Consider the following 12,676-nt stretch of genomic DNA (forward strand, 5'->3'; position numbering starts at 1 on the left):
GGCCGTGCGTCGAGCATCGGGCTCTCTGGCCAGATAGTCCGGCGGCCTGTCGGCCAGCGCGTGCTGGCCGGACAGGGCCAGCCCGAACTGGGAGCGAGCACCCGGCTCGACTACGAACTGGAACTGGGAATCTTCATCGGTGTCGGCAACGAGCAGGGCACGCGCATTCCCATCGACAAGGCCGAAGAGCACGTATTTGGGCTGTGCCTGCTCAATGATTGGTCCGCGCGCGACATTCAGTCCTGGGAGTCGGCCCCGCTAGGGCCGTTTCTTGCCAAGAACTTCGCCACGACGCTTTCCCCGTGGATTGTCACGATGGACGCGCTGGCACCCTTCCGCGTTGCATGGGAGAGGCCATCAGGCGACCCGTCGCCGCTTTCGTATCTGGCTTCACCGGTCGTGCTGGAAAGCGGTGCGGTCGACATTCAGCTCGAGGTCGCGTTGGAAACGAAGAGCCATCGTCTCGGCGCGATGCCTCCGACGCCTGTTTCGCGAACAAGCTTTCGCCACCAGTACTGGACCGTCGCGCAAATGGTCGCCCATCACACGGTAGGGGGTTGCAACCTGCGCAGCGGTGATCTGCTGGGCAGTGGAACCATTTCGGGTCCGACGGCAACGGAGGCCGGTGCGCTCATCGAACTAACAGAAGCAGGCCGAACGCCCATCCAGCTAGGCTCCGGCGAGACCCGCTCTTTTCTCGAAGATGGCGATGTCGTGGTGATGACGGGTTGGTGCGAACGGCCTGGGTACGCACGCATCGGTTTTGGTGAGAACCGTGGAGAAGTCCTTCCGGCGCAATGGGAGTGAGCGCGCGAGCAGGCGCGCCGGTCAGACGCATGGATATCAGCGTCCGCAAACGCGAGTGTCTTGCGCAGTGAATTCCAATCAATAGGAATAGCTGCGATGGGTGCGCCCAATCACATCCGCGTACTGGATCTCACGCGAGTGCTCGCCGGGCCATGGTGGAGGCATACGTGACACGCAGGCATCGTGATGCGACAATGCTCGGTGGCATGGTGCTCGCTCGCGCGGTACGCTCGGAGGCGCTTTCGCAAGCGCTTCTCGATGCAGTTCGCCAGTTGCGCTGACAATGCCAAAAGGAATGGAAGGAGCATTGAGGATGAGCATTCAGTACTTGGAAGACCTGGCGCCGGGGCAAAAATACCAGTCGGGGAAGTCGCTGGTGGACGCGGAGCGGATCAAATCCTTCGCTGCGGAGTTCGATCCGCAGCCATTTCATATCGATGAGGAAGCGGCCCGTAATTCGATCTTTCGAGGCCTGGCGGCGAGCGGTTGGCACACTGCCGCCATGACCATGCGCCTTCTAGTCGATAGCGAGTTTCGCCCCGCGGGAGGCATTCTTGGTGCCGGCATGGAGGAGTTGCTTTGGCCACGCCCCGTGCGACCCGGCGATGAGTTGCGGGTCGAGAGCGAGATTCTGGATGTTCGCACTTCAAACTCGCGGCCGGAACAGGGCATCGTGAAAGCAAGGTGCACAACCTTCAATCAGAAGAATGAACCGGTACAAGTGTTCGTGGTGAATTTGGTCGTGCAACGGCGTGCCGCCGGCGTTTCATGACCTTCGATCGATGAGGGGCAAGCGTTAAGCAGCTTATTGGACAGAGCCGAGGCCGCCGGCCTGCCGCTTGCAGGAACCCGGGTTGCCTGCTGTAGCCGACCGCTCAAGTCCGAATATCCGAATCAAGAGCGGGGCGGTGGGCGCTTCCGTATTACCAGCGTTCCATGTATGGGCGCAGATCCAACTCGAAGGTCCACGCATCGCGAGGCTGAGTATGCAGGTACCAGTAATTCTCTGCGATGTGATCCGGATTCAGAATACCGTCCTGTTCCTTCAGGGCATAGCGTTCCGGAAACGTATCACGGATGAACGCCGTGTCAATCGCACTGTCCACCACAACATGTGCGACATGAATATTTTGTGGACCGAGTTCTCGCGCCATGCTCTGTGCCAGCGCTCGCAGGGCGTGCTTGGCGCCAGCAAACGCGGCGAAGTTTGCCGCGCCGCGCAGAGCAGCGGTGGCGCCAGTGAACAGGATCGTACCTCGACCGCGACCGACCATGCGCCGTGCTGCCGCCTGGGCATTGAGAAAGCCACTGAAGCAAGCCATCTCCCATATCTTGAAGTACTTGCGAGGCGTCTCTTCCAGGATGCTGCAAGGGACATTTGCGCCGATGTTGAAGACAAGTACTTCAATCGGCCCGTGCTCGGCTTCAATCTGTTCGAATAGCGCCGCCACGGACTCTTCTTTTCGGGCGTCGCTGCTGTAGCCGTAGGCTTGGCCGCCTTCCGCACGAATGCTGTCAACCAGTGGTTGCAACTTGTCTGCCGTACGACGAGTAATGCAAGCGATATAGCCTTCTTTGGCGAAGCGCCTCGCGATGGCGCCCCCGGTAGAGTCGCCGGCGCCAATCACCAATGCAACCTTGGACTGCTTGTCGGTCGAAGTCATAGTCCCTCCATGAAATAATCAACGTTTAGTAAACGAACGTTAAGTTAATGAGGGTAGGCTGTCAAGCGACGGCAGTCGTCAGGGAAGTTGGTTGGCCGAGAAACCGATGACGCCTCAGTCCTTGCTTTCTGTAGCCCAAGGGACTGCTTTGCTGAGAAATCGCCGGCTCGCCGCGAGGATTTCCTTGCGGGTCTCATGCACGTTCCATAGCTAACTTCGTGAGATGAGCGCCTCCCTGACAAAGTCCAATCTGTGGCTTACGGAGCCACCACCCAGTCGCGGCCAGCAATCGGACCACCGGCTTGCTGCATGCGACCGCCCGAAATCAGGCCRCCAAGGTCCACTGATGCATAGCCAAACTCGTCTACGAGCCTGATCACTACGGCCTTTGCGTCCTTGTCGTCGCCGGAAACGAAGATTGCGCGCTTTCCGTCATGAAACCTCGGCCCCTTGTCATAGTGCGCCATGCGAATGGCATTGAACGCCTTGACCACGCGAGCCCCTGGCGCATGTGCTGCGACGATTTCGCTGGCGCCGGTTCCTCCCAGGTCGGCCAGAACGAGCTCAGGTTCCAGTTGTGTAAAGGGGTTGGTGGTATCCACCAGGATTCGGCCTGCCCAGTTGGGCAACCCTTCCAGGGCCGACGGGACTTGAAGCCATGGAACGGCGAGCATTACCAGTTCGAGCTGGGCCACCTCCTGGACCGTATCCGCCGACGCCCTCGGGCCGAGTCCGGCCACGATCTCGAGCAAAGCATGCGGACCGCGACGCGCGCTCAGGACAACTTCATGTCCTGCTTGAATGGCGCTATTGGCGATGGACTGCGCTACAGCACCGGCTCCAATGAAACCAATCTTCATTTCAACACCTCAGTGGCAAACGTAAGTTGACAAGGCCATGCTCGCTCAGGAGCAAGGCACTTCGGAAACAGGATGGTCAGCAGGCGGATCGCAGGTCGATCACCCGCCGCTCCTCATGACAAGGAGCGCCTAGAACGCGAGCAGCACCATGCCGGTCTTGCCTCTGCGGCAAGCGTGTGCAATCGCCTCCGGGTAGTGGCTCGCCTGATATCGTTCCGCTATGGGGAAAAGGCCCGGAAAGTTGCGTGCGAGCTCGAGCGCCTTGTCCAAGTCCGCAGCGCGTACCGTGGCAGGCTCGAATTGCCAGTTGAATAGCGACACACCCGTGATGGTCAGCGCTTGAGGAGCGATGGAACGAATGTCCGTCGTCTCTCCTCCCAAGGAGCCGTAGCTGACGATCGCTCCACCGCGTGCAAGAAAGCTCGCTACGTCGGACAAGAGCGGACCGCCGACGCCGTCGAATGCCACATGGACGGACTTGTTCACAAGCGCACCGCGAAGTTCGTCTTTCCAGCCCTGGTTCTCGGTGGCGATGACAGGCAGGTTTGGTCGGGCAGCCTTGAGAGCTTGTGCGCTCGCCGCGGAGCTGACGAGCAGGATCGGCTTGACACCCACTTCGATAAGCAGATGAGTCAGCAGCTTGCCGACCGCGGAATTGGCAGCCGTCTGAATGACCGTGACGTCATTGCGCTTGTCTTCAGGCAATGCATTGTGACCGGCTCGCATGGCCAGTCGCGCAGTCAGTGTGTTGACCAGCATCTGTGCAGCGACCTCATCGCTCACTTCATCAGGCACGGGTATCAGGGATTGCACGGGCGCGGCGATCCTGGAGCTCCAGGTGCCGTCGACAGGAAAGAAAGCCACGCGAGTACCGACCTGAACCGGGTGTGAAGGGTCGATGCCAGCGGCCAGCGCTTCCACCACGCCTACACCTTCGACGCCAGGCACTCGACCTTGTCTGGGGATAAAGGGAGCCGCCCCAAAGGCAGGGGAGGCGGAAACGCCCAGCAGGTCGCCCGGGTGGACCGGTGCCGCGGACACACGCACGAGAGCCGTTCCGCTCACAACAGCGGGGGCATCGGAGAACGCTTCTTGCCTAAGCACGGCGGCGGGTTCGCCGTGGCTAGTATGAACAATTCGTTGCATGACGGCTTCCTTCTGCATAATGTTTATTGGAGTAATCGCTCCACTATGCGAGAATAGGTTCGTCTCTACAGCCTGTCAATGATTTTTGGAGCCATGACTACAAAAAAAGATACGCAACCTCGGCGCAGTCGCGGCAGGCCCTCGACCTTCGATCGCGCGGAAGCCCTGAACCGGGCAATGACGCTCTTCTGGGAGCAGGGATACGAAGGAACCTCCTTCGACCAATTGATCCATGCGATGGGGATCAGCCCATCGAGCTTCTATAACTCGTTCGGCAGCAAGGAGCTGCTCTACAAGGAAGCGACTGACGCATACCTGAGCGTGTCGGGAATCTGGTTTGCCGGGAGACTCTTCGATACGGCCGACACGCGAGAAGCGTTCGAGAAGCTTCTCCATGCCAGTGCTGTGGAGTTCACTCGCCAGAGCCACCCGTTGGGCTGCATGATCTCTCTGGCCGGCACGCATCTTTCCCCGGAACTCGCTTCTATTCGTGAGACGATGATCGGGCACCGCGCAAACGCTGAAGCGATGATGGCACAGCGGTTGCGCAGGGGTATCGAAGATGGCGATCTGCCGGCTGGCACCGACGTGCCTGCAGTGGCTGCCTTCTACAGCGCCGTGACTCGTGGAATGGCCGTCCAGGCGCGAGACGGAGCCAGCCCTCAAAAGCTCAAGGCAATCGCAGACTTCGCCATACAGGCATGGCCCGGTTGAAAGACGCCGGGGAACTCACCTGTTCAAGGTGACGCAGGCTGAGCGGGTAGGCCACAAACCAGCGCACGCAGGTCAGCATCACTTCCAGCGGGTAGTGCAGGCGCTTGAGGACCTGCGCAATGTCCGGATTCAAGACCGCTACATGCTACCGGGCGCTTGCAGCGACAGATCCCACAAACACCCTCTCCGGATGCGGATGGCTAAGAAAGTCGTGATGCGAGATATGCCAGCCGTATGCCCCCGCCAGCATAAAGACGATGCGGTCTCCAACGCGCACGCGCGGCACCGTCACCTCCTGCGAGAAGACGTCCTTCGGCGTGCAAAGCTCGCCGCAGATCGTGAGCTTCGCATTCGTGAGTTCCGGGCGCGCAAACGGGTAAGGCCACGCGTCGTTCGGCACGACGATGAACGGGTGATTGTGCTGCCAGGACACCGGCAGCCGGAAATGATGCGTGCCGCCGCGCACGATGGCGAAGTGCTTGCCGTGATTGTGCTTCAGGTCGATGATTTCGGCCACGTAGCATCCGCAATCGGCGCTGATGAACCGGCCGCATTCCAGTACGATGCGGCAGCCGGGCCGCAGCTCCTGCAACAGCCGCGCCAGCCCCGCGCAGAAGCGCGGCCAGTCGAAGGTGCGCTCGGGATCGGCGTAGTCGATCCCGATGCCGCCGCCGACATTCAGCCATTCCAGCGTCAACCCGTGCTCGTCCCGGCATTGCTGCGCCAGCGCGATATGGCGTGCGATCAGCGCCAGATGATTGTCGGCATCGAGGCTGTTGGAGCCCGCGTGCAGGTGCAGCCCGACCACGCGCACGCCGGGCAGGTCGCGTGCCAGCGCGATCACGGCGGCGAGTTCCGCCTGGTCGATGCCGAACTGCGTGGGGCGCCCGCCCATCTGCAGCGTGGCGCCAGGGAGGCTGTAGGCCGGATTGACGCGCAGCAGCACGTCGGCGCGCCGCTCCACGCGTTGGGCGATGCGTTCCAGCCGGCGCAGCTGCAGTGCGCTTTCCACGTGGATCAGCCGCACGCCAAGGCGCAGCGCGCCCTCCAGTTCGGCATCGGTCTTGCCGGGGCCGCCGAAAACGACCGCCACGTCGGCGTCGACGGCGCGCACGCGTTCGATTTCGCCCAGCGACGCGACTTCGAAGCCTGCCGTTGCGCCCAGCAGAGCGCGCAGCACTGGCGCATCGCTGTTGGCCTTGATCGCGTAGTAGAGATCGCAGTCCCCGGGCAAGGCGGCAACCAGGCCGGCTGCGCGCGAACGCAGGTGGTTCAGGTCATAGAGATATGCGCACGCAGGTCCCTTGCGTGGATCTAGTTCATCCAGGTAACGGGTGATGATTTTCGGGTTCATGTTGTGGCGAGAGGAGCGGCTTTATGTTGATGACCGGGAATGCGACTGCAGCTGCGCAGCCATGGCCCGGCGCGCGATGCCGCGGTCGTCGCCGAGCACCAGCATGCGGGTGCCTTGCCGGCGCCACTGCGCGGCGTCCTCCGGGGTGCGCGGCAGCGCGCAGAAGTGCTTGCCGTGCCGGCGCGCGGCGTCGGCAATGCGCGCCACGGCATCCTGCACCAGCGGATGACGCGTCTGCCATGGCACGCCCAGCGATTGCGAGAGGTCCGCGGCGCCTTCGAGCAGCACATCGATCCCGGGTACCGCGGCGATGTCGTCGAGCGCATCGAGTGCCGCGCTGTCTTCGATCATCGCCACCACCAGCGTAGCGGCGCCGGCAGCGGCGGTGGCCGCGGCAAGGTCGTCGCGGCCGAATGCGCTATGCCAGGTAGCGTTCAGCCCGCGCTCACCAGACAGCTGCGGGTGCTGGGCGTAGTGGCAGAGGCGGGCCGCCTGCCTTGCCTGCGTCACGCCGCTGATGCGCGGGAAGACGATGCCTTCGGCACCGGCGTCCAGCGCCGGCGCCACCTGGTGCGACGCCCCCACGCGCACCAGTGCCGCGATGCCACTGGCGCGTGCCGCCAGCAGCATCGCGTTGCGCTGTGCGCCATCGACCAGTGTATGTTCCAGGTCGATCACCACGAAGTCATAGCCGGCGGCGGCAATCAGCTCGACGGTCAGCGCCGCAGGCGTCGAACAGAACAGGCCGTGGACCGGGCCGGCGCCCGGATCCGACAAACGCGCTTTCAGCGATCTCATGCCACCTCCGCCAGCGCCAGCGGATTCGGCGCCTGCCGCGTGCGCAGCCGGATTTCGGGCATGAAGCGGCGGCTGGCCAGCAATTCGATGGACATGGTGGGCGCGAAGCAGTCGAAGCGCCGAAAGCTCTCGGCCAGGCGCGGGTGCGCGCGCTGGTAGCTGCGAATCACGCCTGCGACGATGGTCCAGAACGCTGTTTCCTCGAGCTGGTAATGCCCGGCAAGCAGCGGGGCGAGCTCAGCCAGGTTGACGAAGAACAGTGCGTCGCAGGTGAAGTCACGCAGTTCCTCCGCATCGTCCGTTTCGATAAACGAGTTCGGATTGACGCGCGCATGCTCCGCCGGCGGCGGCGTGAGTTGCGGGGCCGTGCCGGACAGCCACTGCCGCGAGAAGCGGCGGCTGCTTTACCAGCGGTGCTGGTACATCGCGGTCAGCGTGATGCCCGCAGCCGGCAGGCGGCTGGTGTTGTTGCTGTTGCGCATCAGCTGGCTGTACAACGGGTAGTAGTAGCGGTTGAACAGGTTCTCGATCCCCAGCGTGATCGTGTCCTTCTTGCTGACCTGGTAGCGGCTGATCAGGTCGACGGTGGTGTAGCTGCTGACATCGCGCCGCCCGAAGCCGTTCTTGCCGTTGAGCCGGTAGTCGCGGCTGCCGTAGTAGGTCACCTGCAGGCGATTGCTCCATGTGCTGATCGGCCGGTACTGGACGTAGGCGGTCAGCTTCAGCGGCGGGATGCGATAGCCCGTCATGTTCTGGAAGTTGCTGCTGTCCTGGGGCTGCTCGCGCCCGTTGATCCAGGTGAAGGTGCCGCCCRCACCCCAGGTCTCGCTGTCGTTCAGGTAGTCGGCGGAGGCCTCCACGCCTGCGATGTGCTCCTTGGTGCGGGTCAGGATCAGGCCGTTGTTGAAGCTCTGCACATCACCGAGTTGCGAGGTGGTGTAGAAGACGGCAAGGGTTGCCAGCGTATTGCCGAACGCGCCGCGCCAGCCAATTTCATAGTTGTTGGTCTTGACCGGCTCCAGGCTCGACGAATTGATGTCGAAGCCCGGGCGTGCATTGCGGATCTGCAGGCCGATGTCGGGTAGCTGGAAGCCCTGGCCGAACGAGGCGTAGAACTCCTGGCCTTTCACCGGCGAGTAGGCGCCGCCAAGGTTGAACAGCCAGGCGCCGTAGTTGACCGTGCCTCCCTTGACCGCGATGGGGTTGCTGACCTTCGACTGCGACAGCGGCACGAAGTCGTCGAAGCTGGCATTGGCGCGTTCATAGCGCACGCCGCCTTCCATCGACCACTGCTCGTTGAACTTGTGCTGCAGCTGGCCAAAGATCCCGCCGCTGCGGGTGGTCAGCGGCGGCATAAAGGTCAGCGAGCCGGTCTTGTTGAAGACCAGCCCGCCGCTCTGGTCGTAGGCACGCGGATCAAACACGTCGAGCGGCATGTCGCTGCGCTCCTGGTTGTAGTCCGCGCCCCACAGCAGCTTGGTCTTCTTGTCGGCACCCAGCGGGGTGCTGATGGTCAGGCGCCCGCCGAACATGTCGCTGTTCTGGCTGACCTGGTCCACGTTGCCGCCACGCGTGGCCACCGCGCGCGCATCGAACGGCGGGAAGGCGGTGAAGTAGTCGCGGTAGTAGATCTGGGTGGACACCGTGCTGCCGAGCAGGTCCAGGTTCTGGTAGCCGAGGTTGACCACGGTGTTGCGCAACTCGTTCTGGTTTTCCAGCTGCAGCCCCGTGATCGCCCGCGCCGCCGCGGTGCCGGGCGGCAGCCTGGCCACCGACGGATCGGAGGCGTAGTCGGTGTTCTGCCTGGCCTGGTACTGGCTCACGCTCAGTTCGATGCGCTGCTGGCTGTCGATGCGCCAGCCCAGCTTGCCACTCACGTTATAGACGTTGGAATCGAAGAGGTCGCCCTGGCTCGGCTCCGGCGCGATGCGGTGGCCATGGGCGTCATAGGGGCTGCCGATACGCTGCGCACCCAGGTGGAATGCATAGTCGATCGGCCCCTGGCTGCCCGAGAAGTGCTGCTGGACATTGGCGCTCAGGCCTTCCTTGCTCAGCCGCGTCAGCGGGGTGCCCAGCGTCACGCTGGTATCCGCGCCGGGCGGGGCGCCGGCGGGCCGCGTGGTGATCGAGATGATGCCGCCGTTGGCGCCGGCGCCGTAGATTGCACTGCTGCCGCGCATGATTTCGATGCGCTCGATGTTGCTCGAATCGATCGTGGCCAGGTTGCGCGCGGAATCCCGGTGGAACCCACCTTCAGTTCCTCGATTTCCTCGCGCTGCAGCACCGTCACCTGCCGGGTCGGGCTGACGAGGTCGCTCTTGAGCCGGTCGACCCTGACCTCCACCGCATTCAGCTCGCCGCCGTCGGCCCGGGCCGACGGGCCGTCCTGCTTCGCACCCGCACCCGCTGTGCCGGTTTGCACGACGGCGGCGCCGGCGGCCACGGCCTGCGCCTCGGACAGTAGCGGAGTGCCCGCGCCGATGGCGGCTACAAGAAGAGTGAGCGGACGTACCCGGCATCGGCCGGACGTCGCCGCCAGGGTAAGTGCAGGCGCGTGAGGGAAGCGCGGCCAATCAGTTGCTTACCAATGCGCTGGCGCTTCAGGAAGCCGGGGCGGCGATGGTCGTGCTCGAGATGGACCCAGCTCAATTGGCGGCGGGGCTTACCGCGGAGTTGCAGTCATGCGCGACCAATTGGCATTGGCGCCGGCAGCGGAGCCGCCGGGCAGATGCTTGTCATGCATGACATGTTGGGGATGAATCTTGGGTGAATGCCGAAGTTCGGTCGAAATTTCATGGAAGACACTGGCGGCATCCGGGACGCCTTTGCACAGTACGTGGTGTCCGTGAAGGATGGCTCCTTTCCGGACAACGCGCGACACGCTTGGTAGGCGCATTCATTAAGCCCATGGCAAATTACCAGAGAGGAATTTGTATGGCAAAAGGATATTGGATCGGGCAAACCGAGGTGAACGGCCCCGAGGAATTTCCGGCAGCATCGCCTATTATTACCGCATTCTGTTCGGCATCATTTCCAGGTTCATGACCCGCTGCCGCCTACGTGCTGAGTTCGACAGCGGCCCAACCTACCGGAAGCCTATTGCGACATAGCCATCCCGGTTTACCAAAACCGGGTGGCTTATGCCGCTTCTGATTTAAACATCCAGCACAATCTTGCCTAAGTGCTGCTGAGTTGACTGATAGCGAAAGGCGTCGGCAATCTCATCCAGCGGAAAGTGCCGGTCGATGACGGGGCGAATGCCGCTGACATTGAGTGCGCGCACCATGTCAAGCTGGTGCCGCCGGCTACCCACCAGAAGGCCGGTGAGTCGCAACTGCTTGCGTAGTATCTGCCTCACATTTAGCGGCCCGTCGGAGCCAGCCAGGACGCCGATGACAGCGATATGTCCACCGACACGCGCCGCTGTCATCGATTGCTCCAGCGTTGCGGTGCCACCGATTTCGATGACATGGTCAACGCCCACGCCACCAGTCAGTTCGCGCACGGTGTTGCCCCACTGCTTGTCCTCGCGATGGTTGATCACGTAGTCCGCGCCCAGTTCACGGAGCCGGGCAAGCTTTTCGTCCGAGGATGACGTGGCGATCACGGTCGCGCCGGCGCTCTTGGCGAACTGCAAGGCGAAGATCGACACGCCGCCGGTTCCAAGCACCAGCACTGTCTCTCCCAGCTTCAAGGCCCCATCGACGAAAAGCGCTCGCCAGGCCGTCAGGCCGGCCGTCGTAAGCGTCGCCGCTTCCGCATGGCTATAACCGGCTGGAGCCAGTGTGAACGAGGTCGCGGGCAGCGTCACGGTCTCCCGCGCAAATCCGTCAATGCCGTCGCCTGGAACGGTCGCGAAGTCGGACAGGCGCGGCTCGCCATCCAGCCATGACGGGAAGAACGTGCTAACTACATGATCTCCGACTGCGAATGTTTCCACACCGAGCCCTACAGCCGTGACTTCGCCCGCTCCGTCAGCCATCGGAATGCGCCGGATTGCCCCTACCCCCCGAATTGCCACGCCATAGTCGTGGTAGTTCAGCGAACTTGCACGAATGCGCACTGTGATTTCGCCGGGCCCGGGTGTCTTTGCTTCGGCCTTTCCAATGGCCAAACACTCGAGTCCACCCGGCGGCTCGAGGTAAATCGCCTTCGATGCAGTCATCCACTTCTCCTGATATTTCACACGCGCAGCAGTCTCGATAGAGGTTTCGGATGCATTCCTTCCCCCAAGATGCTTCGCGCGAATTCGAGAATCCACTTGCTGTGGCGTGCGAGGCCATGCACTACGCAGTGGCCAGCTTTTTGTCATTGTCGTTGAACTTGCCCGTCTCGAACAGAAGCCGCCGCTGATCTCTGGCGATCAGCATTGCGGCCTGCCGGGACGCACGCAATGCCGGCCGCACTGCGGCGCGCTTTGCACCAGGGTCCTCCGATGGCTGTCATGAAAAGGCAAGTTCAAGGCGCGCAAGGTAAAGCGGGAAGTGGCGCCAAGCCAAATGATTCGCTCGTTACCACAGACACTCGGACATCAACTGGTTAGAGGAGAAACGGCCGATACGCAGCGACGCGAGAAATCGGTTGTTGCACAGTGGGTTGGCGAGACAGACAGCAAGTAGCAGGCTAGTTAATAGTTAAAATACATGGGGACGACAATGTCAATATTAAAAAAGCTAGTCGCAGTCACGGTGTGCGCCGAGGCATTCATTGCCTTGTGCGCACCAGGCCCGGTGCAGGCACAGGCGGCCTGGCCCGCGCGCCCGATTCAAATGATCGTGCCGTCGTCTCCCGGATCGGGAACCGACGCGCTGGCGCGGGTCATGGCGCAGCGTCTTTCCGAATCGCTGAAGCAGGCTGTGGTGGTGGAGAACCGGCCGGGTGGCAGTGGGGTGATCGGGACCAACGCCGTCCTCAAGGCGGCGCCGGATGGTTACACGATTCTCTACACAACGGGATCCAACATGGTGGTTGCGCCGGCCGTCATCAAGTCCATTTCCCAAGAGGCAAGAAAGGGCCTCGTGCCGATCGCGCAGACAGCCGTGGGTGGGGTGTTGCTGCTGGTGAGCCCGGATCTGCCGGTGCACGACTTGCCTGGACTCGTCGCGTTCGTGAAGGCGAATCCGGATAAGTACAGCTATGGCAGCTGGGGTACCGGCTCGTCCGCGAACCTGACGATGGAGTGGCTGAAGAAGCAGACCGGCATGAAGAGCGAACACGTCCCATACCGGACATCCACGCAACTGCTCACCGAGCTTTCCTCGGGTGTGCTGAAGATCGGCTGGACCGATCCCAGCGTGGCGGTTCCCTTCCTGCGTTCCGGGAAGGTGCGCGGC

The 12,676-nt window shown here is 62.4% G+C and carries 10 protein-coding genes and 4 pseudogenes; 5 read left to right on the forward strand and 9 right to left on the reverse strand.

Annotation, left to right across the window (positions count from 1 at the left end):
• Positions 1-807: fumarylacetoacetate hydrolase family protein (locus tag AC1DQ3_RS35810; protein WP_477124829.1), on the forward strand; the 807-nt coding region annotated here is incomplete at its 5' end.
• Between the two features lie 313 nt (positions 808-1,120).
• Entirely contained in the window at positions 1,121-1,579 is a 459-nt protein-coding gene (locus AC1DQ3_RS35815) for a MaoC family dehydratase (RefSeq protein WP_477124830.1), read from the forward strand.
• Between the two features lie 151 nt (positions 1,580-1,730).
• Here the strand turns inward: AC1DQ3_RS35815 and AC1DQ3_RS35820 are convergent, their stop codons facing one another.
• From AC1DQ3_RS35820 to AC1DQ3_RS35830, 3 genes are all read right to left on the reverse strand, one after another.
• Positions 1,731-2,471: an SDR family oxidoreductase gene (locus AC1DQ3_RS35820; protein WP_477124831.1), complete on the reverse strand. Its 741-nt coding sequence runs from the start codon at positions 2,469-2,471 to the stop codon at positions 1,731-1,733.
• 257 nt (positions 2,472-2,728) lie between these two features.
• Positions 2,729-3,331, reverse strand: coding sequence for an NADPH-dependent F420 reductase (locus AC1DQ3_RS35825; protein ID WP_477124832.1), 603 nt, complete (start codon positions 3,329-3,331; stop codon positions 2,729-2,731).
• Between the two features lie 129 nt (positions 3,332-3,460).
• Positions 3,461-4,477, reverse strand: coding sequence for a zinc-binding dehydrogenase (locus AC1DQ3_RS35830; protein WP_477124833.1), 1,017 nt, complete (start codon positions 4,475-4,477; stop codon positions 3,461-3,463).
• A 93-nt stretch (positions 4,478-4,570) separates the two neighbouring features.
• Here AC1DQ3_RS35830 and AC1DQ3_RS35835 point away from each other — a divergent pair, with 93 nt between their 5' ends.
• Positions 4,571-5,191, forward strand: a complete 621-nt coding sequence (locus tag AC1DQ3_RS35835; RefSeq protein WP_477124834.1) for a TetR/AcrR family transcriptional regulator — start codon at positions 4,571-4,573, stop codon at positions 5,189-5,191.
• Between the two features lie 16 nt (positions 5,192-5,207).
• Here the strand turns inward: AC1DQ3_RS35835 and AC1DQ3_RS35840 are convergent.
• The 5 genes and pseudogenes from AC1DQ3_RS35840 to AC1DQ3_RS35860 form a co-directional block, all read right to left on the reverse strand.
• A pseudogene (locus AC1DQ3_RS35840) lies at positions 5,208-5,324 on the reverse strand (IS6 family transposase); the annotation flags it as partial.
• Positions 5,325-5,336: 12 nt separating this feature from the next.
• Positions 5,337-6,545, reverse strand: a complete 1,209-nt coding sequence (locus AC1DQ3_RS35845) for a type III PLP-dependent enzyme (RefSeq protein WP_477124835.1) — start codon at positions 6,543-6,545, stop codon at positions 5,337-5,339.
• Between the two features lie 21 nt (positions 6,546-6,566).
• Positions 6,567-7,343, reverse strand: coding sequence for an HpcH/HpaI aldolase family protein (locus AC1DQ3_RS35850; protein ID WP_477124836.1), 777 nt, complete (start codon positions 7,341-7,343; stop codon positions 6,567-6,569).
• A pseudogene (locus AC1DQ3_RS35855) lies at positions 7,340-7,738 on the reverse strand (ferric iron reductase); the annotation flags it as partial. The pseudogene AC1DQ3_RS35855 and the gene AC1DQ3_RS35850, both read right to left, overlap by 4 nt.
• 9 nt (positions 7,739-7,747) lie before the next feature.
• A pseudogene (locus tag AC1DQ3_RS35860) lies at positions 7,748-9,882 on the reverse strand (TonB-dependent receptor).
• Between the two features lie 44 nt (positions 9,883-9,926).
• Here AC1DQ3_RS35860 and AC1DQ3_RS35865 point away from each other — a divergent pair.
• A pseudogene (locus tag AC1DQ3_RS35865) lies at positions 9,927-10,233 on the forward strand (3-methyl-2-oxobutanoate hydroxymethyltransferase); the annotation flags it as partial.
• A 264-nt stretch (positions 10,234-10,497) separates the two neighbouring features.
• Here the strand turns inward: AC1DQ3_RS35865 and AC1DQ3_RS35870 are convergent.
• Positions 10,498-11,508, reverse strand: coding sequence for a zinc-dependent alcohol dehydrogenase family protein (locus AC1DQ3_RS35870; protein WP_477124837.1), 1,011 nt, complete (start codon positions 11,506-11,508; stop codon positions 10,498-10,500).
• Positions 11,509-11,998: 490 nt separating this feature from the next.
• On the opposite strand from AC1DQ3_RS35870, the gene AC1DQ3_RS35875 reads away from it, so the two are divergent.
• A partial coding sequence (locus AC1DQ3_RS35875; RefSeq protein WP_477124838.1) for a Bug family tripartite tricarboxylate transporter substrate binding protein occupies positions 11,999-12,676 on the forward strand: 678 nt, incomplete at its 3' end.

Source organism: Cupriavidus sp. 01T418 (assembly GCF_056398885.1).